This is a genomic window from Paracoccus shanxieyensis (assembly GCF_009711265.1).
In the GTDB taxonomy this organism is placed as follows: Bacteria; Pseudomonadota; Alphaproteobacteria; order Rhodobacterales; family Rhodobacteraceae; genus Paracoccus; species Paracoccus shanxieyensis.
This window is the reverse complement of the sequence record NZ_WMII01000010.1, coordinates 22,702-48,013: the sequence shown is the minus strand read 5'-3', so window position 1 is coordinate 48,013 and position 25,312 is coordinate 22,702. Positions and strand designations below refer to the sequence as shown.

Genomic DNA, 25,312 nt, shown 5'->3' with positions numbered 1-25,312 from the left:
CGGTTTACAGCTTTGGTGCCCGCATGTATCCCTTGCCGCCAAGCGAAATGGGCTGGAAACTGCAACATGCTGATTTTCTGGGAAAAGCGCCTTGTGTTTCTGGCGACCCCAAAGGCCGGATCAACGGCGATCGAGGCGGCGCTGGATTCACTTGCCAATGTGTCCGTTCAGCGGCCTGCCCCGTTGAAGCATACCGATCTGAAAAGCTATCGCAGCCATATCGCGCCATGGTTGCTTGCGGCGACGGGCGAACACTTCACAACCGTGGCGCTGATGCGCGAGCCGATCGACTGGCTGCGCAGCTGGTATCGTTTCCGGCTGCGCGACGATATCGACGACCCCGATCACCACATGGTCGGGGTCAGCTTTGCCGATTTCGCCCGCGACTATGCCGGGCCGCGCAGCCTGACCTCGGGGATCGAGCCGCAGGCGGCGTTCCTGACCGATGGGCCGGATCAGGTGGATTGCATCTTCCGCTATGAGGACATCGCCGAATTCACCGACTTTCTTGAGGACCGGCTGGATTGCGTCATCAGCCTGCCGCGCGTGAACGTGCCGCCCGCCGTCGATGTGTCGCTGGACAGCACCGCCGAGGCCGGATTGCGCGATGCCCTGCGCCCCGATCTTGCGCTTTATGATCAGCTGACAGCCCCCGTGGCGGGCCGATCAGCCCTCTGACGCGGGCGCCATCTCAAGCTGGCGACAGACCAGCGCGGTCAGATCGGACAGCGAAAACGGCTTGGCCAGAAACACCGAGTTGGGAACGGGCTGGTGGCCGTCGGCAAAGACATCCTCGGCATAGCCCGACATGAAGATCACGCGCGTCTGCGGCCGGTCGCGCAAGGCGGTGCGCACCCAAGCCGGCCCGTCCATGCCGGGCATCACGACATCGGTGACGAACACATCGACCTGAAGGCGCTGATCCGTCAGCAATTGCAGCGCATCCTCGGCGCAGGCGGCCTCAAGGACGTTGAAGCCCTGCAGCTTCAGCGCGCGGCTGGCAAAGGCGCGGACCGGGGCCTCATCCTCGACCAGCAGCACGGTCGCGTCGATCTCGCGCCGCGGACGTGCGGCGGGGCGGGCGGGCTCGGGCACCGGCTCCTCGACCATATCGGCGCGGTCATGCACCGGGAAGAACAGCAGGAACGTGCTGCCTTCGCCCACCGTGCTGTCGCAGAAGATATAGCCGCCGGTCTGTTTGACGATACCATAGGCCGTCGAGAGGCCCAGCCCCGTGCCCTCGCCCAGACGCTTGGTGGTGTAGAACGGCTCAAAGATCTTGGCCTGATCGTCGGGTGAGATACCGCAGCCCTCATCGCGGACCTGCACGCGGACATATTCGCCCGGCGGCAGGATCGCCTTGCCGATCTCGGTCGGGGTGGCCAGCGACATGTTGTCGGTCGTGACCGTGATATCGCCGCCCTGAGGCATCGCATCGCGCGCATTTACCACCAGATTCATGATGACCTGTTCCAGCTGCCGCCGGTCGGCGCGGATCATCCGCAACGAGGGATCGTGATCAAAGGTCAGCACGATGCGTTCGCCCACCAGACGGTTCAGCAGATGCGTCAGGTCCGACAGCGTGTCGCGCAGGTCCATGATCTGCGGCTTCAGGGTCTGCTTGCGCGAAAACGCCAGCAACTGCCGCACAAGGGCCGCCGCGCGGTTGGCGTTCTGGCTGATCTGGTCCAGATCGGCATAATCCGGATCGGCCTTGTCGTGGCGCAGCATCAGCAGATCGCAATGCCCGGTGATGGCAGTCAGCAGGTTGTTGAAATCATGCGCAATTCCCCCTGCCAACTGGCCGATGGCCTGCATCTTCTGGCTTTGCACGAATTGCGCCTCAAGCGTCTTCATGGCGCTGGCATCCGACAGAACCGCCGTCACCAAAGACCCGTCGCACCGTCCCAGCGTAACCTGCACGAACCGGTCGGGACCGTCGCCCTTCAGATGCAGCACCTCTGCCGCTCCGGCGCTGCGGCCCGCCGCCACATCCGAGATCCAGTCGCGGATATCGCGGCCCAGACCGTCCAGCACGGCGGAAAGCTGCGTGCCTTCGGCCAGATCGCCCAGCAGATCGCGCGCGGCGTCATTTGCCCGCAAGATCAGCCCGGTCTGATCCAGCGTCAGCAACGGAACCGGCAGCCCGTCGAAGCCACCGCCCACGGATGCTGGCATTTCGGGCGCGGGCCGGGTGTCTGACAGTTCGGCCAGCCACAGCTGCACCTCGGCCCCTTGCGGGCGCGAGACATGGAACCGCCCCGCCTGCCCCAGATCCAGCGCCGAGCGGCCATTGCGCGCCAAGGCGATCGACAGCTCTTGCCAGGCGCGACCCGGCTCGGCGTGGCGGCGCGACAGCAGCCCGTCGACGGAATTTCCCAGAAGATCGCCAAGGTGACGCAAAGCCGGATCGTTCTGCGCCAGGACCCGCCCCTCGGCCGAGATGACCAGCGCCGGACTGGCGTGATCGCCCAGGACGCTGCCCAGCCGCCGCAGATCGCGCCGCACGCCCAGATTGCGCCGCAGATGCAGCGCCGAGATCACACCGCCCAGCAGATACCACGCCATCGCCACGCTGCCCAAAACCAGCAGCAGCGGACCGGCCTGCCCGCGGGGCGCCATCGCCAGCCATGCCGCACCGATCAACAGTGGCAGGGCAAGAAACGGCACCAGAAGCGGCGCTGTCCGCGAAAGCTCGGTCCGTTGGGACATGTTTGACCCTCCCGTGTCGGTTCTTGCCAACCTGCTTATCCGGCGAGGGTTAATCACGGGTTAACGCCGGCGCATCAGGGCAAGAAAGAACCCGTCCGAGGCATCCAGCGGCGTGAACCGCCGCATCGCCACCGGATCAAAGCCCGCACGCTGCACAAAGGCATCCGCCTGCCGCTGGTTTTCCCCCTCCAGCAGCGAGCAGGTCATATAGGCCAGATGCCCGCCCGGCGCGACATGAGCCGCCACGCGATCCAGAATCTGCGCCTGCACCGTCAGCAGATGCTGCAAGGCCGCGTCGTCAAAGCGCCATTTCGCGTCCGGCGTGCGTCGCCATGTGCCGCTGCCCGAACAGGGCACGTCGGCAACCACCAGATCGAACAGGCCCTGCACCTGTCCGGGCTGGGCAAGCCGGATCGCGGCCCCCGCGCGTTTCGCGCGCGCGGGCAGGTCGGACATGCGGCGGGCGTCGATGTCATGCGCCGTGACCTGCGCCCCCTTGGCGGCAAGCGCCAGCGCCTTGCCGCCGCCGCCCGCGCAATAGTCCAGCACGGTTCGGGCCTCGGGCAGCGCCGCGCAGGCCAACTGCGGCGACAGATCCTGCAATTCGACCAGCCCGTCGTGATAGGCCCGCGAATTCGCGACCCGCCGCGCGCCCTCGGTCACGCGCAGGGCCGTGGGCAGATCGCTGGCGGGCTGCGTCTCAATGCCATCCTTTGCCAATGCCTCCTGCGCCTTGGCAGGGGTCGCGCGCAGCGTGTTGACCCGCAGCCAGACCGGCGCACGATCCCGCATCGCCAGTGCAATGGGCGCGGCGTCCTTGCCAAGCGCGTCCTGCCACACAGGCAAAAGCCAATCCGGAAGGTCCAGAGCCTCGGCACCATCGGGCTGACGACCCGCCGTCAGTTCGGCGGCAGACAGCGGCGCGGGCGCATGGCCCTGTCCTGAAAACAGCGCGGCGGGATCCGTGCCCTCATCCCGGCACAGGCCCAGCAGCAAGCCGCGGCCCGTCATCGCCCCACCCAGCGCCGCGCGCGAGCGCAGGCGGCGCAGGCTGTCAAACACCAGATCGCGCACCGCCGCACGGTCCCCCGAACCGGCGAAGCGGCTGTCGCGCGACCAGCGCAGCAACGCGGCCTCGGCCGGGTCGCCGCCCAGAATGCGGTCAAGAATGTCGATGGCGGCTGCAGCGCGGGCGGCGGGGGTCATAGGGTTCGGCCTTGGGTCATCCCCATCCTAGAGGCCAGCGCGGCATCGCTTGTCAATCCCGCGCTAGGGCGGCGGGGCCGCGGCAGTCCCGAAAAGCGGGCCGCGTGTTGCCACCAGCAGCGGCCCTCGTGTGGCCGTCAGCGGCGCGGCCCCGGTGCCGATGGCCGCAAGCGACCCCGGCGTACCGGTCACCCCTGTTCCCAAAGGCGCGCCCAGCAGCATCACCCGTTCCCGCACGCGCACCCGCTTTTCGGACGTGATCGAGGCAAAGCTGTTATAGGTCTCGGGCGAGCCGGTCATGCCCTGAAAGCCCCGGTCGCGCAGCATCGCGCGCAGCGTGTCGAACCGTTCCAGATAGCGCGTGGCATAGACCTGCGTGCGGGAATGAAACATCCCCGCCGCGCGCCGCCAATCGCCGCTTTCGGCATAAAGCCCGGCGACGAAACGCGCGGCATAGCGGGCGTTTTCCAGCGGATCGAACATCTGCGCGACCGAGGCGAAATTCTCTCCGTGCCAGCGATAGTTCAGCTGGAAACAGCCGATGTCGATATTGGTGCGCCCCTGCGCCACGCGATCCTCGGCAAAGGCCACGGCGCTTTGCGGATCGTCGAACCATGTGCCTTCGCCTTCGGCATTCGCGCTCCAGGCCCAGGGGCGGACGACGCCGTCCATGCGGCGTCCGGTTTCGGTCAGCGTCAGCGCCCCCAGGATGTCGATGGGCACGCCATATTCCTGCGCCGCCTGCGCCGCCGCCCATTCGCAGACATCCGCCGAGGGCGCGGCAAAAGCGCGCCATGGCAAAAGCAGAAGAAGAAGGCAAAGGAAGCGCATGGCGGCCCGGATGGATGTCGAATCCAAGCCTTACGCGCGAAGGTTTAAGAAACCCTCAAGACGCCCGGAAAAAAGGGCGGCCGAAGCCGCCCCGAATGCTTAGCCCAAGCGGTAGTTCGGGCTTTCGCGGGTGATCTGCACGTCGTGGACATGGCTTTCCTTCAGCCCCGCGCCGGTGATGCGCACGAACTGGCAACCGCCGCGCATCTCGGCGACGGTGGCATTGCCGGTATAGCCCATGGCGGCGCGCAGACCGCCGACCAGTTGATGGATGACGGTTCCGGCGGGGCCTTTATAGGGCACCTGCCCCTCGATCCCTTCGGGGACCAGCTTGTCGGTCGCCGCATCCTTCTGGAAATAGCGGTCGGCCGAGCCGCGCGCCATGGCGCCAAGGCTGCCCATGCCGCGATAGGATTTGAAGCTGCGGCCCTGATACAGGATCACCTCGCCCGGGCTTTCATCCGTGCCCGCGATGGCCGAGCCGACCATGGCGCAGCTTGCGCCCGCCGCAATCGCCTTGGCGAAATCGCCCGAGAACTTGATGCCGCCATCGGCGATGATCGGCACATCGCCCGCGCCCGAAACCGCATCCATGATGGCCGTCAATTGCGGCACACCCACGCCCGCCACGATGCGCGTGGTGCAGATCGAGCCGGGGCCGATCCCCACCTTCACCGCATCCGCACCTGCATCGACCAAGGCGCGCGCCGCCTCGGCGGTGGCAACGTTGCCCGCGACGACCTGCACCTCATTGGAATGGGACTTGATGCGGGCGACGGCGCGGGCCACGCCTTCGGAATGGCCATGCGCGGTGTCGATCACCACCATGTCGACGCCGGCATCCACCAGTGCCAGACTGCGCTCGAAGCCTTCATCGCCGACGGTCGAGGCGGCGGCGACGCGCAGGCGGCCCAGATCGTCCTTGCAGGCCAAGGGGTTCAGCACGGCCTGTTCGGTGTCCTTCAGCGTCAGCAGGCCGGTCAGCTTGCCGTCGCGATTGGTGATCAGCAGCTTTTCGATCCGGCGTTCCTTCATCAGGCTGATCGCCTGAGCGCGGTCGGCGGGCTCATTCAGAATGGCCAGATTTTCGCCGGTCATCACCGCGCTGACCGGCGTGCGGTCGTCGCTGGCGAACCGCATGTCGCGGTTGGTGACGATGCCCACCACGCGGCCGGTTTCGTCGACGACCGGAAAGCCGGTGACGTTATAGCGGTCCTGCAACGCGCGCGCATCGCCAATGGTCTGATCGGCGCGCAGCGTGATCGGATTGTAGACGATGCCGGATTCAAACCGCTTCACGCGGCGCACTTCCGAGGCTTGCTGATCGGCGGTCAGATTGCGGTGGATCACGCCGATGCCGCCCGCCTGTGCCATGGCAATCGCCATGCGGCTTTCGGTCACGGTATCCATCGCACTGGACAGCAGCGGGATGTTCATCCGGATCTGCTTGGTGACATAGGTCGTCACATCGGCGGTCGAGGGCATCACCGAGGAAGCCGCAGGAACGAGAAGAACATCGTCGAAGGTCAAAGCCTCACGAATCTGCATGGGTGCATCCTATCAGGGGTTCGTTTGGCAGTTTCCCATTTCACGGGTCGCGCGGAATGTCCAGCCTGTGCGCGCAGCATTTCCGGCCTGTCCGAAACGGCCACTGTCACCCGAATGTGACGGGTCGCGCGGAACACTCGTTAAAATTGAATAACCTTAGGACGCTGCGTCAAAGCACAGCTACGATTGACGCAGACGGACCTGCTGCATCACGCTTGGCCCAAGGCCCCTGCAAGGGGCCGGACATGGGAGGAAGACATGAAATATTTTCTGGCCGGGATCGGCGCGCTGTTGACCAGCGCCGCCCCCGTTTGGGCTGGGGGGATCGAGCGCGCGCCACAATCCTTGGGCGTGATGTTCGAGAAGGGCAATTATGTCGAGCTGAGCTTCGGTGGCGTCAGCCCCGAGGTGTCGGGCCGCGATGAGCCGATCTTCGGCGGGCGCGAGACGGGCGATGTGGCCAAGGGCTATGGCTTCGTGGGTCTGGCTTATAAGCACCAGTTCAACGACAATCTGTCGGGCGTGTTCATCATGGAACAGCCCTTCGGTGTGGATGTCGCCTATAACCCGGCCGATTCGATCGCCTTCGGCGGCACGCAGGTCGAGGTGAATTCGACCACCTATACCGCCCTGCTGCGTTACAAGTTCGACAACAACTTCTCGGTGCATGGCGGGATCCGCGGCTCGCATGCCGACGGCAATGTCACACTGAACGGTGCAGCCTATGGCGCGCTGTCGGGCTATAACGTCGATCTTGACGGCGCGTGGGGCGTGGGCTGGGTCGCAGGCGCGGCCTATGAGATCCCCGATATCGCGGCGCGCATCTCGTTGACCTATAACTCGCCGGTCGAACATGATTTCGACACGACCGAGACGCATCCCGCCCTGCCCTTCAACATCGACAGCGAGACCACGGTCAAGACGCCGCGGAGCTGGGTGCTGGAAGGCCAGACCGGCGTTGCGCCTGATACGTTGGTCTTCGGCTCGATCCGCTGGGTGAAATGGTCCGAGTTCCGGGTGAACCCCGCCGCTCTGGTCGGCACGCCGCCCGCAGGCTTCGGCGTCGATGGCGGTCTGGTCGAGCTGGACAACACGACGACCTATACCATCGGCGTCGGCCGCAAGTTCACCGAGAACTGGTCGGGTCTGGCCTCGCTGACCTATGAGCCCTCGACGGGCGACGACCTTGTGTCGCCGCTGGCGCCGACCAACGGGCGCAAGGGCATCTCGCTGGCGGCGATCTATACGATGGACAACATCAAGATCACCACCGGCGTCAGCTACATGAAACTGGGCGATGCCTCGGCCGAGACCGGCACGCCGGATGTCGCGCGCGCCAAGATGGAGGGCAACGATCTTTGGGGCGTCGGCGTGCGCGTCGGCTATTCCTTCTGATCGTCAGACCATATCCTGCGAAGGCCCCGCATCTGCGGGGCCTTTTCGTATCGGCAGATGCGTGCCATCACTTAGGCACCACTGCCGCACAGGGTCAGGACGGAGGATCCTGAAGCGCCAGATCCAGCGCGGCTTCGCAATGGATCAGCGTGGTGTCAAAGACCGGGACGGCGACATTGGTCTGGTTCAGCAGCATCCCGATCTCGGTGCAGCCAAGGATCAGGCTGTCGGCGCCGCGCGCGATCAGGCGCGTTGCGATGGCTTCAAACATCTGGCGGCTTTCGGGCCGGACGATATCCCGGCACAGTTCGTCATAGATGATGCGATGCGTCGCCTGGCGGTCGTCGGGTTCCGGGATCAGGACCGCAAGACCCGCGTTCCGCAACCGGCCGACATAGAAATCCTGCTGCATCGTGAAAGCCGTGGCCATCAGCGCGGGCGCCTTGCAGCCCGCGGACAGGATGCGGGCCGCCGTCGCATCCGCGATATGCAGGAGCGGGATCGAGACGCCCTGCATCACCGGCCCGGCAAGCTTGTGCATCGTATTGGTGGCCATCAGCAGCAGATCGGCGCCGCCCGCCGCGAGCGCGCGGGCTTCGGCATTCAGGATCGCGGCGGCGCTGTCCCAGTCACCTGCCGCCTGCAGCGCCTCGATCCGGGCGAAATCCAGCGAGCGGATCAGCAGTTCCGGCGAATGAAGCCCGCCCAGCCTTGCGCGGGTCAGATCGCACAGCGTCCGGTAATAGATCTGCGTCGAGGCGGCGGACATGCCGCCAAGGATGCCAATCATGCGCATGGTCTTTTCGCCCCTGCGGTAAAGGTTCCCGCGCCGCCCGGAAAGCCAGTGTTCCGGTGGGGCGAGAGGTCTGAGCCATGCGTGCCGTGGCGATGTCGCATGGGTATTTGGAAAACAAGGAGAGCCTTAGCCCTGCGCGAGGGCTGCGACCAGTGCGGCGAAATGTTCGCCGCGTTTTTCGAAATTGGGGTATTGGTCGAAGCTGGCCGCTGCGGGGGCGAGCAGCACGGTTTCGCCGGGCTGGGCCTCGGCTGCGGCGCGGGCCACGGCTGCTTCCATGGTGTCGACGATCTCATGCGGGGTCGCGGCGGCCTGAAGGGCGAAATCGCGCGCGGAATGTCCGATGAAATAGGCCTTGATGACCTGATCAATGAAGGGCACGAGGGATTCGATGCCGCCATCCTTGCCCATGCCGCCCGCGATCCAGCGGATGTTTCTGAACGCAGTCAGTGCCTTGGCCGCCGCATCGACATTGGTGGCCTTGCTGTCATTGACCCAGCGCACGCCGTTGATCTCGGCTATGGTCTGGCTGCGATGCGGCAGGCCCGAGAAGCTGTGGAAGGCGCGCTCAATCTCGCGCGGGGCAAGGCCAAGGGCGCGGGTTGCGGCATAGGCCGCGCAGGCGTTCTGGTGATTGTGTTCGCCCGGCAGGCCCGTCATCTCGCGCAGGTCGATCGAGGCCACCTGACGGGTCTTGCGGTATTCCGACAGGAACCCCTTGCGGGCGAAAACCGACCAGCCGAAGTCTTCGAGCTTCTGGCCCGAGGAGATGCGGATGACGCGATCATCCTGCGGCGACATGGCCAGTTGGCCGGCAAGATAGCGGCCTTCGACCTCATCGACGCCGATCACCGCGCGGTCGGGGCCGCCTTCGGCAAAGAGCCGGCGTTTGGCCACGAAATAGCCGCCCGGCCCGCCATGGCGGTCCAGATGATCGGGCGAGAGATTGGTGAAGACCGCGATGTCGGGGGTCAGGGCGCGGGCAAGGTCGGTCTGGTAGCTGGAGAGTTCCAGCACCACCACCTCGCCGTCATGGGCGGGTTCCAGCGACAGAACGCCGGTGCCGATATTGCCGCCAAGCTGGGTGGGGCGGCCTGCCTCGCGCAGGATGTGGTGGATCAGCGCGGTGGTGGTGGATTTGCCGTTCGAGCCGGTGATGGCGATCACGCGGGGCGGGGTGTCGTAATTCTCCCAGTCGCGCGTGGCGAAGCTGCGAAAGAACAGGCCGATATCATTGTCGACCGGGATGCCCAGCTCATAGGCCTTGGCGATGACCGGATGCGGTTTGGGATAGAGATGCGGAATGCCCGGGCTGGTGATCAGGGCCGAGATACCCTGCCAGTTCGCGTCCCGCGTCAGATCCAGCACGGTCATGCCGTCGGCCTGTGCCTGCGTGCGGGTATCGACGCCATCATCCCAGACCACCACCTGCGCGCCGCCTGCGGCCAGTGCCGCAGCGGTGGCGCGCCCCGAACGGCCAAGGCCCAACACGGCAATGGTCTGGTTTTCGACGCCTTGGACGGGGATCATGGCATGTCCTTTGTTGAGAAGCCGGGGGCGCTTCGCCCCCCGGACCCCCCGAGAGTATTTTGGGAACAGAGAAGTTGCGAGAGGCCTTAGCGCAGCTTCAGCGTTGCCAGACCGATCAGCGCCAGAATCAGCGCGATGATCCAGAAGCGGATGACGATCTGCGCCTCGCCCCAGCCCTTCTTTTCGAAATGGTGGTGGATCGGGGCCATCAGGAAGACGCGCTTGCCGGTGCGTTTGAAGTAGAGGACCTGAATGATGACGCTGAGCGCCTCGACTACGAAAAGGCCGCCGACGATGGCCAGGACGATCTCGTGCTTGGTGACGACAGCGATGGCGCCCAATGCGCCGCCAAGCGCGAGGCTGCCGGTATCGCCCATGAAGACGGCGGCAGGCGGGGCGTTATACCACAGAAAGCCCAGGCCTCCGCCCAGAAGGGCTGCGACGAAGACCGCAAGCTCGCCCGTGCCGGGGACGAAGTGGACGCCCAGATAGTTGGCGAAGTTCACGTTGCCGACCATATAGGCGATGACGGCGAAGGTGGCCGCCGCGATCATCACCGGCATGATCGCCAGCCCGTCCAGACCGTCCGTCAGGTTCACGGCATTCGCCGCGCCAAGGATCACCACCACCGCGAAGGGCACATAGAGGATGCTGAGATTGATCAGCGCATCCTTGAAGAAGGGCAGCGCCAACTGTCCGCTGAGCGCCGCCGGATGCAGCCATGACGCCGCCATCCCTGCCCCTGCCGCGATGACCAGCCCGATCGCCAGCCGCACCTTGCCCGAGAGCCCCGCGTGATGCTGTTTCGTGACCTTGGCATAGTCGTCGGCAAAGCCGATCGCAGCGAAGCCCAGCGTCACGATCAGCACGATCCAGACATATCCATTGTCGAGCCGCGCCCAAAGCAGCGTGCCGAAGGTCAGCGCCGCAAGGATCAGCAGACCGCCCATGGTCGGCGTGCCCGCCTTCGAGAAATGGTTCTGCGGCCCGTCATCGCGGATCGGCTGGCCCTTTTTCTGCTTGCGGCGCAAGAGGTCGATCAGCGGGCGTCCGAACAGGAAACCAAAGATCAGCGCCGTGAAGAAGGCTCCGCCTGCGCGAAAGGTGATATACCTGAAAAGGTTGAAAAAATCCCCGCCATCCGAGAGGGAGGTCAGCCAATACAACATTAAGAAACCCCTTCGCCTGGCTGCGTGCTTTGCCGCGTCCGGCGCAGGGCGTCAACCACCGTCGAGACCTTGGAGGACTTCGACCCCTTCACGAGCACGATATCGCCCATCGCGACCAGTTCACCGATCCGCGAGGCCAGCTCGGCGGCGGTTTCGGCGTGCAGGCCGCGGCGCGCTTCGGGCAGCGCCTGATGCAGCGCCCGCATCCGTGGCCCCGCGGTATGGACCAGATCGACCAAGGCCATCGCGGCATCTTCGGCCATGGCCGCGTGCATCGCCAGTTCGTCCGGGCCCAGTTCCAGCATGTCGCCAAGGATCGCCACGCGGCGACCGCCCGTCAGCCGCGCCAGCGTCGCCAGCCCCGCCGAAAGCGATGTCGGGTTCGAGTTATAGGCGTCGTCGATCAGGCGGATGCCGCCCAGATCCTCAAGCGCGCCACGTCCCAGGGGCGGGCGCCAGTCGGACAGCGCACGGCCCGCCGCCGCAAGATCGGCACCCGCCGCCGACAGGGCCGCGAGCACGCCGACCGCGTTCATCACGAAATGCGTGCCTGCGGTGGCAAGGGTAAAATAGACGGTTTCGCCAAGGATGCGGGCGCGGACCTGTGTGATGCCGTCCTGCGTGTCGGCCTTGACCGGGCGCGCCATGCCATGCGCGCCGAAGCCCACGACGATGGCGCCAGAGGCGTCGGCGAAGTCGCGCAGGATCTGGGTGACGGGCAGGTCTTCGGGGATGATCGCCGTGCCGGGCTGGACCAGACCGCGAAAGATCGACCCCTTTTCGCGGGCGATGCCTTCGATGGCGCCGAACGCCTCGAGATGCGCGGCGGCGACGGTGGTGATCATGGCGACATGCGGGCGGGCAAGGCGGGCCAGCGGCTCGATCTCGCCGGGATGGTTCATGCCGATCTCGATGATGGCGAAATCGGTGTCGGCGGGCATGCGGGCAAGGGTCAGCGGCACGCCCCAGTGGTTGTTGTAGCTGGCTTCGGCGGCATGGATCACGCCTTGGCCGGTCAAAGCGATGCGCGCCATTTCCTTGGTCGAGGTCTTGCCGACCGAGCCGGTGATGCCGATGACGCGGCCCTGCATCCGGGCGCGGCCCGCGCGGCCCAATGCCTCGAGCGCGGTCAGCACATCGTCCACGACCAGAAGCGGCGCATCGGCAGCGACGCCCTCCGGGATGCGGCTTACCAGCGCGGCTGCGGCCCCTGCGGCCAGCGCGGCTGCGACGAAATCATGCCCGTCGCGTGCGGCTTGCAGCGCCACGAACAGATCGCCCTGCCGGATCGTCCTTGTGTCGATGGAAACGCCGGTCACGGCAAAGTCGCGGGTGGCCCGCCCGCCCGTGGCGGCGGCGGCATCGGCCGAAGTCCAAAGTATCATATGCGTCCATCCAGTGCCGCGACGGCGACCGAGGCCTGTTCGGCATCGTCGAAGGGGTAAACGTCATGGCCGATGATCTGGCCGGTCTCATGCCCTTTGCCGGCGATCAGCAGCGCATCGCCCGGCTGCAGGGCATCGACGCCGCGCAGGATCGCCTCGGCCCGGTCGCCGACCTCGATGGCGTCGGGACCGGCCCCTGCCATCACCTCGGCGCGGATCGCGGACGGGTCTTCGCTGCGGGGGTTATCGTCGGTGACAAAGACCAGATCGGCGTGATCGCGCGCCGCCTGCCCCATCAGCGGACGTTTCAGCCGATCGCGGTCGCCGCCCGCGCCAAAGACCACGATGATGCGGCCCATCACATGCGGGCGCAGCGATTGCAGCGCCGAGGCCAGCGCGCCGGGCTTGTGGCTGTAATCGACAAAGACCGCCGCGCCGTTTTCGCGCACCGCCGCCAACTCCATGCGGCCGCGCACGGTGGTCAGGCCGGGCAGCGTCTCGATCACGCGGGCGGGGTCGTCGCCTGCGGCAATGACCAGACCGGCAGCGGCCAGCACGTTTTCCACCTGAAAGCCGCCGATCAGCGCCAGCCGCACCAGATGCGCCTGCCCCTGATAGCTGAAGCGCAGGTCCTGCCCGGTCGAATCGTAGCGCTGGCCAAGGATGCGCAGATCGGCGCTGTTATCCTTGCCGATGGTGGTCAGCAGCAAGCCGCGTTCCCGCGCGATCTGCGCCATCTGCACGCCGCGCGGATCGTCGATATTGATGACCGCCGTATCGCCTTCGTCAAGGATATGCGTGAACAGCAGCGCCTTGGCTGCGAAATATTCATCGAAATTCTTGTGATAATCCAGATGGTCCTGGCTGAAATTGGTGAAGGCCGCGGCTTTCAGCGACACGCCGTCCAGCCGCCGCTGGTCCAGCCCGTGCGACGAGGCCTCCATCACCGCATGGGTGACGCCCGCCGCAGCCGCCTCGGACAGGACGCGGTGCAGGGTCAGGGGGTCGGGCGTGGTATGGGCGAGCTTGGCCTCATGATCGCCCTGAACGCCCATCGTGCCAAGGCTGATCGCCTTGTGCCCCAGCGCCTGCCAGATCTGGCGGGTGAAGGTCGCGACCGAGGTTTTCCCCGAAGTGCCGGTGACGCCCACCATGATCTCGGGCTGGGCCTTGAACCACAGGGCGGCGGCCATCGACAGGGCAGCGCGGGGATCTTCGGCCACGATCAGCGCGGCATCCGATCCCTCCAGCAGGTCGGCGGCGATCTCGGCGCCCTTGCGGTCGGTCAGGATCGCCTGCGCGCCCTGACGCAGCGCGTATTGGATGAAGTCCGCGCCATGCGTCGCCGATCCGGGCAGCGCCGCGAACAGATGTCCGTCGCGCACCTGCCGGCTGTCCACCGAAATCCCCGACACTTCGGGATCGCGGCCCTTGTCCCCTCGTAGCCCCAGAAGGGACAGTCGCATCGCCCTGTCAGTCACAAAACCCCCGCTTGTCAGTTGGAGACGAGCTTTAGCTCATCCGTCAGGGGGCGATCAATCATCGGCAGGGGCTTTTCGACCTGCGGGCGCAGACCAAGCAGCGGCGCGACGCGGCGGATCACCTCGGCCGCGACCGGGGCCGAGGTGGCCCCTGCCGTCCGGCTTTCGCCGCCTGCGGTCGAGCTGGAGGGTTCGTCCAGCGACAGCACCAGCACATATTTCGGATCGCTGGCCGGGAAGGTCGAGGCGAAGGTCGACACCACCTTGTTGCCGTAATAGCCGCCCGTCGGACGCGGCTTGTCGGCGGTGCCGGTCTTGCCCGCGACCTCATAGCCTTCGACATTGGCGCTGCGGCCGCTGCCGCGCACGACGACCTGCCGCAGCAGCTGCACGGCGGTATGGGCGGCGGCGGGCGACATGACCGCCGGGCCTTCGCGGCGCGTGCGGCTGTGCACCAGCGTCGGTTCGACCTTGTGGCCGCCATTGGCCACCGTGGCATAGGCGGTCGCCAGATGCAGCGGGCTTGCGGCAAGGCCATGGCCGAAGGCGACGGTGGCCGAGGTGACGGCGGGCCAGCGCTTGGGCACCAGCGGCTTGCCGGTCGGGCCTTCGCTCAGCTCGATCGGGGTCGGCTCGAAAAAGCCCAGCTTCTCAAGGAAATCCTTCTGGCGTTCCGGCCCCAGCAGTTGCGCCACGCGCACCGTGCCGACGTTCGAGGATTTCACCAGAATATCCGTCACCGACAGCATCGGGCCGTAATTGTGGCCGCGGAATTCGTTGATCAGGTATTTACCGATCTTCATCGGCGCATTGGCGTTGATCATCGTGGTCGGGCTGACCAGCTTCAGGTCGATGGCCTGCGCCACCGGGAAGATCTTGAAGGTCGAGCCCAGCTCATACTGGCCCTGCACCGCGCGGTTGAACAGCGGGCTGTCCGAGGGATCGCCCTTCAGCAGCGGACGCGGGCGGTCATTGGGATCGAAATCCGGCAGGCTGGCCATGGCCACGATCTCGCCGGTATCGACCTCCATCAGGATGCCGGTGGCGCCCTTGGCGTTCATGACCTTCATGCCATTGGCCAGCACTTCCTCCATCGCGGCCTGTGCAGACAGATCCAGCGACAGCGTCAGCGGCGCGCCGTCATTGGCGGGATCGCGCAGCCAGCGGTCAAAGGCCTTTTCCACGCCCGCGATGCCCACCAGTTCGGCCGAGGCCACGCCTTCCTTGCCGAAGGTGGCGCCTCCAAGGATATGGCTGGCAATGCGGCCATTGGGATACAGCCGCATTTCGCGCGGTCCGAACAGCAGGCCCGGCTCGCCGATATCATGCACGGCCTGCATCTGCTCGGGCGAGATCTTGCGCTTGATCCACAGGAAGCTGCGCTTGCCCGAGAAATCCTCGCGCAGGCGTTCTACCTTCAGATCGGGGAAGATGGCGGCCAGCTTTTCGGCGGCGCCTTCGGGATCGACCATCTGGCGGGGATGGGCATACAGCGAATGCGTCAGCAGATTCGTCGCCAGCACCCGGCCATGACGGTCGGTGATGTCGGCGCGCTGCGACATGATCTGCGCGCTGCTGGCCAGAACCGCCGGTTCCGAGGGCTGGCTGGCGGCCAGCGTGCCCATGCGCATCCCGACCGCACCAAAGGCGCAGACGAAGGCCAGCGCCATGATCGACAGCCGCGCCTGCGCCCGGCCCCGCGCGGCGTCCTGAATGACCGCATGGCGCTGTGCGAGGTTTTCGGCCTCGATCACGTCTGGGTTCTCGCCCGTTTCCCGTGCCCGCAGAATGCGGGCCAGGGGGCGCAGCGGGGTGCGGATCATGGCGTCCTCTCCTGTGGTCTGATGGGCGGGAAACCCGCGGGGCGTTCAATGGGCAAAAGCGCCGGATCGGTTCCGGCAAGGTTCGGGGCCGGGGCCTTGGGCGGCGGAAAGGCCACCTGCCCCACCTCGACGAACTGATCCGAGGTGAAGGGCACCAGCTTCAGCTTGTCGAAATTCATGTTGGTCAGTTCCCGCAGGCGGTCGGGGCGGTTCAGAAACGCCCATTCCGCCCGCAAGACGCCCAGATCTTCGCGCAGACTGCCGATCTGGCGCTGCATATGCGTCATGTCCTGCAAGGCGGCCTGCGTGCGATAGTTTTCGCGGTAAGCCCAGAAGGCCATGCCCATGACCACCAGCGTCGTCAGCAGATAAAGGACCGAGCGCATCACGCCCCCCTTTCGTTCAGGCGCGGCAGACCCAGCGCCTCGGGATCGATCTGGCCTGCGGGCGCGTCGGTGCGGATGCCGACCCGCAACAGGGCCGAGCGCGACCGGGGGTTGACGGCAAGCTCGGCATCGTCGGGGCCGATGGCGCGGCGGAAGGGCAGCTTGAAGGCGGGCGCGTCCTGCGCGACCTCGGGCGCATAGCGGCTGCCGCCGCCCGCGCTGTTCGAGCGCGCCTGCATGAACCGTTTGACGATGCGGTCCTCCAGCGAATGGAAGCTGACCACCGCCAGTTGCCCGCCCGGACGCAGCGCGCGTTCGGCGGCGGCAAGCCCCGCGACCAGCTGGCCGAATTCGTCATTGACCCAGATGCGGATCGCCTGAAAGGCGCGGGTCGAGGGATGGCTTTGCCCCGGCTTCGGACGCGGCAGGCACGCGCCGATCACATCCGACAGCTGCCCGGTCCGGGTCAGCGGGCGTGCGGCGACAATCGCCTTGGCGATCCGGCGCGAGGCACGTTCTTCGCCGTAAAGATACAGCACATCGGCAATCACGCCCTCGGGGGCGGTGTTCAGCAGATCGGCGGCGCTGGGGCCGTCGCCGCCCATGCGCATGTCCAAAGGCCCGTCGCGCATGAAGGAAAAGCCGCGCTCGGCCTGATCAAGCTGCATCGAGCTGACGCCCAGATCCAGCACCACACCGTCGACCTGCTGGCCTGCCAGCGTATCCAGATCGGAAAACCTGCCCTGCACCAGCGTCAGCCGGTCGCCATATTCACCCGCCCAGCCCTGCGCCATGGCAAAGACCGACGGATCGCGGTCGATGCCGATCACGCGGTCCGCGCCCTGCGCCAGAAGCCCGCGCGCATAGCCGCCCGCGCCGAACGTGCCATCCACCCAGACGCCTTCGACGGGCGCCACGGCCCGCAGAAGCGGGCCGAGCAGAACCGAGATATGGGGATCGGTCGCGCTGGACATGACCTAGCCCTCCGCCGCTCTGGCCGTGGCCAGCAGGGACAGGGGATCGGCGCCCGGTTCGAAATTCGGCACCAGCGATTCCAGACGCTGTTCTTCGTCGGCGTAATTCTCGGGGGTCCAGACCTTCAGGCTGTCGCCGGCCGAGATGAAAAAGGCGCTGTCGGTAAGCCCGATGCGTTCGCGCAGCTTTTGCGGCAGGACCAGGCGGCCGTCGCCGTCGATCTCGGCCTCTTCGGCGTGACCGTGATACAGGTTTTCCAGCAGGTTGCGTTCGGCACTGCCGCGCGGCATCTGCGAAATGCCCTCGTCGATCTCGTCCATGGCCTGAATGGTGTAAAGCTGAAGATGCTTCCAGTCGCGCATGCCGAAGACGATGATCAGCTGGGCGCGCTTTCCGGCCTGCCAGTCGGGGTCGCAGGATTCGAAAACGCGGCGGAACTTGGCCGGGATCGACACGCGACCCTTGGCGTCCACCTTTACGTCTTCGGATCCTCTGAACCTGCGCGCCACTGGCTCGCGCTCCTTCCACTGTCCCAGCCCTTCCGGTGTCCCGAAAAGGAAAGGGCGGATCGGGCTGCTGCCACTGCCCGATCCGCCGCCCTCGTTCCCATCTCTGGGCCCCGTAGTTTCGGGGATCTTGCCCTGCCTTGGCGCCACCTGGGGGAGGTGCTGCTCGCGCGCGGCCGGTGCATGTTCGGAAGCGGGTGCCTGTATGAGTTCTGCGTCTCGCCTTTGGGGTCTTGCTGCCCCTTGAGCCCGTCTCCGTGATCAAAGGGATGCCATGGGATTTCATGGGAAGCAATGGGTTTCATCGTGGCGATGACGGGCGCAGGCGACGTTCCGCCCGTGAACGCGCACGGAACATTGCAATAGCAAAGATTAACGCATGGCAGGTCTGGATCTTCTTTCCGATCACACCACTACATGTGGTAGCTAGAAAGGGGTGAGATAAAAATCCCACATAATCCCATAAACCGCGTAAAACACTCTGCCACCGTCGCGGCAGGGCTGTTTCACGCTTTCGGATTATGCTGAGGGGGCGGGCGATTCTGCGGCTGCTCACAGCAATTCACGCCCGAGTGATTCGTGGGAACGGGCATATTCCCGTGATTTCCCAGCCGTTCCGCGGGCACCCAAGGATGCCCACGGCGGGTGATTCAGGCCATACCGCCGCCGATCAGGCGATCGGCAAGGCGCGCGAAGGCATCCGGGACCGGACCTTCACCTGCGGCGACCGGCGTTCCGGCATCGCCCGCCAGCCGCACATCCAGATTCAACGGGATCTCGCCAAGGAAAGGCAGGCCAAGCTGCTGCGCCTCGGCGGCGACGCCGCCATGCCCGAACAGATGCGCCTCATGGCCGCAATTCGGACAGATATACGAGGACATGTTCTCGACCAGCCCCAGAACCGGAGTTTTCAGCTTGTCGAACATGTCGATGGCGCGGCGGGCATCGATCAGCGCCACGTCCTGCGGGGTCGAAACGATGATCGCGCCGCTGACCTGCGCCTTCTGGCACAGCGACAGCTGCACATCCCCGGTGCCGGGCGGCAGGTCGACCAGCAGAACGTCAAGCTCGCCCCACTTCACCTGATTCAGCATCTGTTGCAGCGCGCCCATCAACATCGGGCCGCGCCAGACCAGCGCCTCGCCTTCCTTCATCATCAGGCCGATCGACATGACCGTGACGCCAAAGGCGTGCAGCGGCTCGATCATCTGGCCGTCGGTGCGCGGGCGCTGGCCGGTCAGGCCCAGCATCCGCGGCTGCGAGGGGCCATAGATATCGGCATCCAGCAATCCGACCCGCCGACCCGCACGGGCCAGCGCCACGGCAAGGTTCGAGGTCAGCGTCGATTTCCCGACCCCGCCCTTGCCCGAACCAATGGCCAGAATGCGCGCGACCCCGCTGACCGGCAGCGGCCCGGCCTGCGGCGTCGGATGACGGCCGATCTTCAGACTGGGCGGCGGCTCGGCCCCGCCCGAAGCCGAAGCACCACCTGAGCGCGCGGCGACCTGCGGCGGCGCGCCACGCGGGGCTGCTGGGGCCGTCAGGACGATCTGCACCTTTTCGACGCCGGGCAAGGCCAGCAGGCGGGCCCTGGCCTCGGCCTCCAGCGGCGCAAGGGCGCGAGCTGCATCGGCATCCTTGGCCTCGATAACGAATCGGATCGTGCCCGCATCTATGGAAAGCGCGCGCACCAGATCGTCGGAAACCAGATTTCCGCCGCCCGGGACCGCGATTCCCTGTAGCGCCAAAAGCACATTTTCACGTGATATCGCCATCTTTACCCCCGATTTAGAAGCGCGGGCAGCATGTCAAGTTCGGGACGGCTCGGCAAGGCACGGAAAGCCCGGTTTCGTTAAAGCCCTGAAACTCTAGGCATCTTGTCGTGGATTGCCAACGATATGTTGAAACTGACGCGAGTTGAGCCGGAAAAATACTGCCAAATTAGACGCTTGTGTGACGGGCTTTAACCAAGCCATGCGGTTTCTGCATGGCAGCATCACGGCTTCGGCTATTGTGCAGTCGCAGCACAATAGGCATGTTGGCCCTAACAAAGCGACGGGCTGACCGAAGCTGACGACCAAAGACGCAAGAGTGAATGAAATGGCTGTTCTTGATCTGAACCACGGCACTGCAGGCAACCAAGCTGGTTTTGCGGTCCTGATGGGCAAGATCCGCACCCACTTCGCACGCCGCGCGCTTTATCGCCAGACGGTTCGCGAACTGAATGATCTGAACGGCCGCGAACTGGCCGATCTGGGCATCAGCCGGTCGATGATCCGCCGGGTGGCTTTGGAAGCCGCCTGGGGCAAGTAAGAATAGAATACCCGACCCCCTCCTCCTCCCTGGGGTCTGGGTTCAGGCGGCATCCTCCCTCCTCCTCCCTGAGGATGCCGCCGCAAAGATACGGTGAAGCCCCTCCTCCTCCCTGGGCTTCGCAGTAAAGGCGACCTTCCCCTCCTCCTCCCTGGGAAGGTCGCCACACTCACACCGCGGGCCCCCTCCTCCTCCCTGGGGCACGCAGTTCAGGCGGCGACCTCCTCCTCCTCCCTGAGGTCGCCGCCGATCAGATACGGTGAAGCCCCTCCTCCTCCCTGGGCTTCGCAGTAAAGGCGGCCTTCCCCTCCTCCTCCCTGGGAAGCCGCCATCCCATACCGCGGGCCCCCTCCTCCTCCCTAGGGCGCGCAGTTCAGGCGGCACCCTCCCTCCTCCTCCCTGAGGGTGTCGCCGCCAGATACGCCGAAAAGGCGAAACGGTTGCAACGGCCCCTCCTCCTCCCTGGGTCGTCGCACGCGGTGATGGCCTCCTCCTCCCTGCCGTCGCCGCATCCCATACGCGGCCCCTCCTCCTCCCTGGGCCGGCGTTACGCGGCGGTGCCCCTCCTCCTCCCTGGGCACCGCCGCTTTTCATTTCAGGGCAGACGGGTTATCGCGGGGCATGTTGTCCTATCAGCACGCCTATCACGCCGGGAATCTGGCCGATTTCCACAAGCATGCCCTGTTGGCGTGGATGCTGGACTATCTGACGCAGAAGCCAAAAGCCCTCAGCTATCTGGAAACCCATGCCGGGCGCGGGCTTTACGACCTGTCTGGCCCCGAGGCGGCAAAGACCGGCGAGGCCCGGGCGGGCATCCAGCGCGCGCTGCAGCAGGACTGGCTGCCGCCCGATCATCCGCTGCTGCAGGCGCTGGACCAGATCCAGCACATGCACGGGCCGGATGCCTATCCCGGCTCGCCGCTGATCGCGCGCTATTTCCTGCGCCCCGAGGATAACGCCCATCTGGCCGAACTGCACCCGACAGAACACGAAGCCCTGGCGCAGGTCGGCGGCTTTGCGCATCTGCACCGGCAGGACGGCTTTGCCATGGCGCAGGCGGTCTGCCCGCCGACGCCGCGCCGGGGGCTGCTGCTGATCGACCCCAGCTATGAGGTTAAGGCCGATTACGACGCCATCCCGCGCCAGATCGCCCAGATCGCGCGCAAATGGAATGTCGGCGTCATCGCGCTGTGGTATCCCCTTCTGACCGACGCCCGGCATGTTCCCATGCTGGAGGCGCTTCGGCAGGCCCACCCGCAGGCGCTGCTGTCCGAGGTCGGCTTCCCCCCGGCCCGTCCCGGCCATGGCATGATCGGCTCGGGCATGTTCGTGCTGAACCCGCCTTATGGGCTGGAAGAGGAATCGCGTCGCATCGAAAAGCTGTTCGCCCGGCTATAGACCCGCCGCCAGAATGCGATCCGTCGCATCCTCGGGGCCCTCGGCCCATGGCCGAAAGCGCAGCCGGAACGCCGCCAGCGTCGCCGGTCCCGCCGGATAGCCGATCCGCGCCAGACTGGCCGCCAAGGGCTGCTCATCCCCCCCCTCGGGCCAGATCGCCAGCCCCTGCAGCGCAAGGCGGCGCCAGTCGAATCGCGGGCCGGGATCGATCTTGCGGTCAGGTGCCATATCGGAATGCGCGATCACCCCCGCGGGCACGATGTCCCAGCGGGTCATGATCCGGCGCAGCAACGCCTCAAGTGCGGCCATCTGCGGTTCGGGAAAGGGGCGCGCGCCGGTATTGACCAGTTCGATGCCGATGCTGCGGGAATTCACGTCGCCGCTGCCCCGCCATTCGCCCGCGCCTGCGTGCCATGCGCGGCGATCCTCGGGGACCAGCGCCTCGGTGGTGCCGTCCTCATGGATCAACCAATGCGCGCTGACCTCGGCCAAGGGATCGCACAGACGCGCGCGGGCCGATGCGCCATCCGCCATGCCGGTATAGTGCAAGACGATCAGCTCGGGCCGCTGGCCGCGCCGGTCGCCGTGATTGGGCGACAGGCTCACCGCAGCGGGCGCGGATCCCAGCCGCAGACATAGCCATCGCCATCGGGATCCATGCCGCGCGGATCAAGGATCGGGCCACCCGCCGCGATAAAGGCGCGCTGCGCATGATCGGCCGAGCTATAGCGCGAACACTGGCTTGCCGCCGACACGACCGAGCCGCCGGTGCGGGTATAGGCCGAGGTGCCGGGATTTTGCCGTTCCTGCCGGGCATAGCGCACCAGCACCGGGGTCGATCCGGGATAAGGCCCGCCCGCCGTCACCGGCTGCGCATTCGCCGGAACCACCGCCACTGTCGCCGGGACCACCTTGCGCCCCGGCTGCACGACCTGCGGCGCCTGTGCAGGCAGTTGCACCGGGATCGTCTGCGGAACCCCGCCCCGGCCATGCAGCGCGGCTTCGCGCTGCTGCCAGTATTGCGCATAGTCCGACCCATTGTGCATGGCGCTGTAATTCGGGTTCCAGCCCGCATTCTCGCCGCAGGCGGCCAAAGCCAGAACGGGGCTAAGGGCCAGCATCACATGTTTCCGCATCACACCTCTCCCCGGTTCGTCATCTTACCACCAGCGCGGCGGCTTCGCCCCGAACCCTGCCGCAGTTTCCAGTGCCTGCGCAAGGTTCAACAGACCGCCTTCATCCCATGGCCGCCCGATCAGCTGCATCCCCAGAGGCAGCCCCTGACGGTCCAGCCCGACCGGAACCGAGATCCCGGGCAGACCGGCAAGGTTCAGCGTCACGGTAAAGACATCGTTCAGATACATCTCGACCGGGTTCGAGCTGTCTGCCGATCCCAGCGCAAAGGCGGCGCTGGGTGTGGTCGGCGCCAGAATCGCGTCGATCCCGCTGGCATAGGCCTGATCGAAATCGCGCTTGATCAGCGCACGCACCTTGCGGGCACGGTTGTAATAGGCGTCGTAAAAGCCCGCCGACAGCACATAGGTCCCGACCATGATGCGGCGCTGCACCTCGGGGCCGAAGCCTTCGGCGCGGGTCTTTTCATACATCTCGACCACGCCATCGCCTGCCCCCAGCTTGGCGCGGCGGCCATAGCGCACGCCGTCATAGCGTGCGAGGTTCGACGACGCCTCGGCCGGGGCGATGACGTAATAGGCGGGCAGCGCATATTTGGCATGCGGCAGGGAAATATCCACCACCTCGGCCCCGGCATCGCGCAGCATCTGCGCGGTCTTGCCCCACAGCGCGTCGATTTCATCCGACAGGCCATCGATGCGGTATTCGCGCGGAATACCGATGCGCTTGCCGCGGATATCGCCGGTCAGCGCGGCCTCATAATCCGGCACCGGACGTTCGGCGCTGGTCGAGTCCTTGGGATCGACCGAGGCCATCGCCCCCAGCATGATCGCCGCATCGCGCACGGTCTTGGTGATCGGCCCCGCCTGATCCAGCGAGCTGGCATAGGCGATCACGCCCCAACGGCTGACCCGGCCATAGGTCGGGCGCAGGCCCACCGTGCCGGTAAAGGCCGCAGGCTGCCGGATCGAGCCACCGGTATCCGTGGCCGTCGCCCCCAGACACAGATCCGCAGCCACCGCCGCCGCCGATCCGCCCGACGACCCGCCCGAGGTCCGCGCCACGCCATCATCCAGCTTCCACGGGCTGACGGTCGGGCCATAGACGCTGTTCTCGGTCGAGGAGCCCATGCCGAATTCATCCTGGTTCAGCTTGCCCAGCATCACCGCGCCCTGATCCCACAGGTTCTGCGTCACGGTGGATTCGTATTGCGGCAGAAACCCCTCAAGGATCCGGCTGGCCGATTGCGACGGCACGCCGCGCACGCAGAACAGATCCTTCACCCCGACCGGAATGCCGGTCATCGGCGCGGCATCGCCCGCCTTCAACCGACCGTCCGCCGCCGCAGCCATCTGCCGCGCCATGTCTGGCGTGTTATGCACAAAGGCGTTCAGCGCGCCCGACGCGTCGATCGCCGCAATGCAGGCCTCGGTCAGTTCCACGGCGCTGGTGTCGCCCTTGGCCAGCGCGTCGCGGGCCTCGGCAATGGTCAGCTTGTTCAGATCGCTCATTCCACCACCTTCGGCACGGCAAAAAACCCTTCGCGCGCATCGGGCGCGTTCTTCAGGACCAGATCCTGCTGCTCACCATCGGTCACGACATCTTCGCGCCGTTTCAGGCGCATGGGCTCGACGCCGGTCATCGGCTCGACGCCCTCGACATCGACCTCGTTCAGCTGTTCCATGAAATGCAGGATGCCGTTCAGTTCCTGCGCCAATGCGGGCAGCGCCGCGTCGTCAACCGCGATGCGCGCCAGATGCGCGACCTTGCGGGCGTCGTCCTGAGTGATGGCCATCGGAGGCTCCTTTTCGCTTGGGGGCGGTTTACCGCCCGCATCGGGTCGGGGCAAGCGGACCTTGGAACTTTACGCTGGCTGCCGGTCTTGGCAGGATGCCCGCATATCGCAAGGAGCCCCCATGAAACTGACCTGGCTTGGCCATTCCGGCTTTCGTCTTGAAATCGAACAGGCCGTCATCCTGATCGACCCCTGGATGTCCGGCAATCCGGCATTCCCGGACGGCGCACGCGACGACGCCATCAAGGGCGCGACCCATGTGCTGCTGACCCATGGCCACGGAGATCATTCAGGCGATACGCTGGCCATCGCGCGAGAGTTGAAAATCCCGGTCGTCGGCATTTTCGACCTGATCAGCACATGGCAGACGCATCAGGGCATTGAAGGCATCGGCTTCAACAAGGGCGGCACGGTCGATCTGGGCGGTGCCAAGGTGACGATGGTTAACGCCTCGCACAGCTCATCCATCGAAGGGAATGAAGGCCCGATCTATGCAGGCCACGAATCCGGCTACATGATCGCGGGCGACGGCCATGTGATCTATGTCTCGGGCGATACCGACATCATGGCCGACATGGCATGGATGGGCGAATACCATCAGCCCGATATCGGCATTCTGTGCGCCGGCGGCCATTTCACCATGGACATGAAACGCGCGGCATGGGCGGCAAAAAAATACTTCGACTTCAAGACGGTCGTGCCCTGCCACTACAAGACCTTCCCCTTGCTGGAACAAAGCGCCGCTGCCTTGATCGAAGGCTTGCCCGGCGTCAATGTCATCGAGCCCGAGGTGATGAAGCCCATCGCTTTCTGAACGGTCTTTTGGGTATTTGGGAAACAAGGAAACCAGGCGCCGCGCCAAATGCCTCCTTGTTTTTCAAATACCCATGCGGCCCATCCACCGGCGTGTCGCAAAAAGCAAAGCGCGG

Annotated in this window: 23 protein-coding genes; 5 read left to right on the top strand and 18 right to left on the bottom strand. The window is 65.8% G+C overall.

Annotation, left to right across the window (positions count from 1 at the left end; all coding sequences use genetic code 11):
- Positions 1–66 precede the first annotated feature (66 nt).
- The gene (locus GL284_RS11765; protein ID WP_155044826.1) at positions 67–678 is read left to right on the top strand and encodes a hypothetical protein; all 612 of its coding nucleotides are present in this window, start codon (positions 67–69) and stop codon (positions 676–678) included.
- On the opposite strand, the gene GL284_RS11760 is transcribed toward GL284_RS11765, so the two are convergent.
- From GL284_RS11760 to guaB, 4 genes are all read right to left on the bottom strand, one after another.
- Positions 667–2,712 (bottom strand): ATP-binding protein, encoded by a 2,046-nt coding sequence (locus GL284_RS11760; protein ID WP_155044825.1) that lies wholly within the window; start codon positions 2,710–2,712, stop codon positions 667–669. The two genes, GL284_RS11765 and GL284_RS11760, sit on opposite strands and share 12 nt — an antisense overlap.
- Before the next feature lie 60 nt (positions 2,713–2,772).
- A complete protein-coding gene (locus GL284_RS11755; protein ID WP_155044824.1) occupies positions 2,773–3,918 on the bottom strand; it encodes an RsmB/NOP family class I SAM-dependent RNA methyltransferase in 1,146 nt (381 codons plus the stop codon).
- 63 nt (positions 3,919–3,981) lie between these two features.
- The gene (locus GL284_RS11750; RefSeq protein ID WP_155044823.1) at positions 3,982–4,749 is read right to left on the bottom strand and encodes a lysozyme family protein; all 768 of its coding nucleotides are present in this window, start codon (positions 4,747–4,749) and stop codon (positions 3,982–3,984) included.
- Positions 4,750–4,848: 99 nt separating this feature from the next.
- Entirely contained in the window at positions 4,849–6,297 is a 1,449-nt protein-coding gene (gene guaB / locus GL284_RS11745; RefSeq protein WP_155044822.1) for an IMP dehydrogenase, read from the bottom strand.
- Positions 6,298–6,555: 258 nt separating this feature from the next.
- On the opposite strand from guaB, the gene GL284_RS11740 reads away from it, so the two are divergent.
- Positions 6,556–7,692, top strand: a complete 1,137-nt coding sequence (locus GL284_RS11740; RefSeq protein WP_155044821.1) for an OmpP1/FadL family transporter — start codon at positions 6,556–6,558, stop codon at positions 7,690–7,692.
- Positions 7,693–7,786: 94 nt separating this feature from the next.
- Here GL284_RS11740 and GL284_RS11735 read toward each other — a convergent pair whose 3' ends face one another.
- From GL284_RS11735 to GL284_RS11690, 10 genes are all read right to left on the bottom strand, one after another.
- Positions 7,787–8,488, bottom strand: coding sequence for an aspartate/glutamate racemase family protein (locus tag GL284_RS11735; RefSeq protein ID WP_155044820.1), 702 nt, complete (start codon positions 8,486–8,488; stop codon positions 7,787–7,789).
- A gap of 126 nt (positions 8,489–8,614) precedes the next feature.
- Positions 8,615–10,018, bottom strand: coding sequence for a UDP-N-acetylmuramoyl-L-alanine--D-glutamate ligase (gene murD / locus GL284_RS11730; protein ID WP_155044819.1), 1,404 nt, complete (start codon positions 10,016–10,018; stop codon positions 8,615–8,617).
- Positions 10,019–10,104: 86 nt separating this feature from the next.
- Positions 10,105–11,187 carry a phospho-N-acetylmuramoyl-pentapeptide-transferase gene (gene mraY / locus GL284_RS11725; protein WP_155044818.1) on the bottom strand — a complete coding sequence of 361 codons (1,083 nt, stop codon included), beginning with the start codon at positions 11,185–11,187 and terminating at the stop codon, positions 10,105–10,107.
- Positions 11,187–12,572: a UDP-N-acetylmuramoyl-tripeptide--D-alanyl-D-alanine ligase gene (locus GL284_RS11720; protein WP_155044817.1), complete on the bottom strand. Its 1,386-nt coding sequence runs from the start codon at positions 12,570–12,572 to the stop codon at positions 11,187–11,189. The genes mraY and GL284_RS11720 overlap by 1 nt, the downstream gene beginning before the upstream one ends.
- Complete coding sequence (locus GL284_RS11715; protein ID WP_155044816.1) at positions 12,569–14,038, bottom strand: UDP-N-acetylmuramoyl-L-alanyl-D-glutamate--2,6-diaminopimelate ligase; 1,470 nt, start codon at positions 14,036–14,038, stop codon at positions 12,569–12,571. Before GL284_RS11715 ends, GL284_RS11720 begins: the two co-directional genes overlap by 4 nt.
- Before the next feature lie 29 nt (positions 14,039–14,067).
- Complete coding sequence (locus GL284_RS11710; RefSeq protein WP_155044815.1) at positions 14,068–15,876, bottom strand: peptidoglycan D,D-transpeptidase FtsI family protein; 1,809 nt, start codon at positions 15,874–15,876, stop codon at positions 14,068–14,070.
- On the bottom strand, positions 15,873–16,262 hold the full coding sequence (ftsL, locus tag GL284_RS11705; protein ID WP_155044814.1) for a cell division protein FtsL: 390 nt from the start codon (positions 16,260–16,262) through the stop codon (positions 15,873–15,875). The genes GL284_RS11710 and ftsL overlap by 4 nt, the downstream gene beginning before the upstream one ends.
- Entirely contained in the window at positions 16,262–17,236 is a 975-nt protein-coding gene (rsmH, locus tag GL284_RS11700; RefSeq protein WP_155044813.1) for a 16S rRNA (cytosine(1402)-N(4))-methyltransferase RsmH, read from the bottom strand. Before rsmH ends, ftsL begins: the two co-directional genes overlap by 1 nt.
- Before the next feature lie 3 nt (positions 17,237–17,239).
- Positions 17,240–17,746 (bottom strand): division/cell wall cluster transcriptional repressor MraZ, encoded by a 507-nt coding sequence (gene mraZ / locus GL284_RS11695; RefSeq protein WP_341870365.1) that lies wholly within the window; start codon positions 17,744–17,746, stop codon positions 17,240–17,242.
- Positions 17,747–18,393: 647 nt separating this feature from the next.
- Positions 18,394–19,518 carry an Mrp/NBP35 family ATP-binding protein gene (locus tag GL284_RS11690; protein ID WP_155044812.1) on the bottom strand — a complete coding sequence of 375 codons (1,125 nt, stop codon included), beginning with the start codon at positions 19,516–19,518 and terminating at the stop codon, positions 18,394–18,396.
- Between the two features lie 325 nt (positions 19,519–19,843).
- Between GL284_RS11690 and GL284_RS11685 the strand changes: the two genes are divergently transcribed.
- Positions 19,844–20,056 (top strand): DUF1127 domain-containing protein, encoded by a 213-nt coding sequence (locus tag GL284_RS11685; RefSeq protein ID WP_155044811.1) that lies wholly within the window; start codon positions 19,844–19,846, stop codon positions 20,054–20,056.
- 621 nt (positions 20,057–20,677) lie between these two features.
- Positions 20,678–21,454, top strand: a complete 777-nt coding sequence (locus GL284_RS11680; protein ID WP_155044810.1) for a 23S rRNA (adenine(2030)-N(6))-methyltransferase RlmJ — start codon at positions 20,678–20,680, stop codon at positions 21,452–21,454.
- Here GL284_RS11680 and GL284_RS11675 read toward each other — a convergent pair.
- The 4 genes from GL284_RS11675 to gatC are packed head-to-tail and all read right to left on the bottom strand — an operon-like array spanning position 21,449 to position 24,383.
- Positions 21,449–22,060 carry an N-acetylmuramoyl-L-alanine amidase gene (locus GL284_RS11675; RefSeq protein ID WP_341870366.1) on the bottom strand — a complete coding sequence of 204 codons (612 nt, stop codon included), beginning with the start codon at positions 22,058–22,060 and terminating at the stop codon, positions 21,449–21,451. The two genes, GL284_RS11680 and GL284_RS11675, sit on opposite strands and share 6 nt — an antisense overlap.
- Entirely contained in the window at positions 22,057–22,590 is a 534-nt protein-coding gene (locus GL284_RS21870; RefSeq protein WP_155044808.1) for a hypothetical protein, read from the bottom strand. The genes GL284_RS11675 and GL284_RS21870 overlap by 4 nt, the downstream gene beginning before the upstream one ends.
- A 24-nt stretch (positions 22,591–22,614) precedes the next feature.
- On the bottom strand, positions 22,615–24,099 hold the full coding sequence (gatA, locus tag GL284_RS11665) for an Asp-tRNA(Asn)/Glu-tRNA(Gln) amidotransferase subunit GatA (protein ID WP_155044807.1): 1,485 nt from the start codon (positions 24,097–24,099) through the stop codon (positions 22,615–22,617).
- The gene (gene gatC / locus GL284_RS11660; protein ID WP_155044806.1) at positions 24,096–24,383 is read right to left on the bottom strand and encodes an Asp-tRNA(Asn)/Glu-tRNA(Gln) amidotransferase subunit GatC; all 288 of its coding nucleotides are present in this window, start codon (positions 24,381–24,383) and stop codon (positions 24,096–24,098) included. Before gatC ends, gatA begins: the two co-directional genes overlap by 4 nt.
- Positions 24,384–24,504: 121 nt before the next feature.
- On the opposite strand from gatC, the gene GL284_RS11655 reads away from it, so the two are divergent.
- Complete coding sequence (locus tag GL284_RS11655) at positions 24,505–25,197, top strand: metal-dependent hydrolase (RefSeq protein ID WP_155044805.1); 693 nt, start codon at positions 24,505–24,507, stop codon at positions 25,195–25,197.
- Positions 25,198–25,312: the final 115 nt, after the last annotated feature.

Bases quoted from the DNA above. Each gene is read 5' to 3' on its own strand.
- GL284_RS11750 (WP_155044823.1), bottom strand. From the start codon at position 4,749: ATGCGCTTCCTTTGCCTTCTTCTTCTGCTTTTGCCATGGCGCGCTTTT.
- GL284_RS21870 (WP_155044808.1), bottom strand. From the start codon at position 22,590: ATGCGGAAACATGTGATGCTGGCCCTTAGCCCCGTTCTGGCTTTGGCC.
- GL284_RS11740 (WP_155044821.1), top strand. From the start codon at position 6,556: ATGAAATATTTTCTGGCCGGGATCGGCGCGCTGTTGACCAGCGCCGCC.
- GL284_RS11710 (WP_155044815.1), bottom strand. From the start codon at position 15,876: ATGATCCGCACCCCGCTGCGCCCCCTGGCCCGCATTCTGCGGGCACGG.
- GL284_RS11760 (WP_155044825.1), bottom strand. From the start codon at position 2,712: ATGTCCCAACGGACCGAGCTTTCGCGGACAGCGCCGCTTCTGGTGCCG.
- murD (WP_155044819.1), bottom strand. From the start codon at position 10,018: ATGATCCCCGTCCAAGGCGTCGAAAACCAGACCATTGCCGTGTTGGGC.
- GL284_RS11765 (WP_155044826.1), top strand. From the start codon at position 67: ATGCTGATTTTCTGGGAAAAGCGCCTTGTGTTTCTGGCGACCCCAAAG.
- gatC (WP_155044806.1), bottom strand. From the start codon at position 24,383: ATGGCCATCACTCAGGACGACGCCCGCAAGGTCGCGCATCTGGCGCGC.
- GL284_RS11715 (WP_155044816.1), bottom strand. From the start codon at position 14,038: ATGCGACTGTCCCTTCTGGGGCTACGAGGGGACAAGGGCCGCGATCCC.
- GL284_RS11720 (WP_155044817.1), bottom strand. From the start codon at position 12,572: ATGATACTTTGGACTTCGGCCGATGCCGCCGCCGCCACGGGCGGGCGG.
- GL284_RS11690 (WP_155044812.1), bottom strand. From the start codon at position 19,518: ATGGCGATATCACGTGAAAATGTGCTTTTGGCGCTACAGGGAATCGCG.
- ftsL (WP_155044814.1), bottom strand. From the start codon at position 16,262: ATGCGCTCGGTCCTTTATCTGCTGACGACGCTGGTGGTCATGGGCATG.
- GL284_RS11735 (WP_155044820.1), bottom strand. From the start codon at position 8,488: ATGCGCATGATTGGCATCCTTGGCGGCATGTCCGCCGCCTCGACGCAG.
- guaB (WP_155044822.1), bottom strand. From the start codon at position 6,297: ATGCAGATTCGTGAGGCTTTGACCTTCGACGATGTTCTTCTCGTTCCT.
- rsmH (WP_155044813.1), bottom strand. From the start codon at position 17,236: ATGTCCAGCGCGACCGATCCCCATATCTCGGTTCTGCTCGGCCCGCTT.
- mraY (WP_155044818.1), bottom strand. From the start codon at position 11,187: ATGTTGTATTGGCTGACCTCCCTCTCGGATGGCGGGGATTTTTTCAAC.
- GL284_RS11755 (WP_155044824.1), bottom strand. From the start codon at position 3,918: ATGACCCCCGCCGCCCGCGCTGCAGCCGCCATCGACATTCTTGACCGC.
- GL284_RS11680 (WP_155044810.1), top strand. From the start codon at position 20,678: ATGTTGTCCTATCAGCACGCCTATCACGCCGGGAATCTGGCCGATTTC.
- GL284_RS11655 (WP_155044805.1), top strand. From the start codon at position 24,505: ATGAAACTGACCTGGCTTGGCCATTCCGGCTTTCGTCTTGAAATCGAA.
- GL284_RS11685 (WP_155044811.1), top strand. From the start codon at position 19,844: ATGGCTGTTCTTGATCTGAACCACGGCACTGCAGGCAACCAAGCTGGT.
- gatA (WP_155044807.1), bottom strand. From the start codon at position 24,099: ATGAGCGATCTGAACAAGCTGACCATTGCCGAGGCCCGCGACGCGCTG.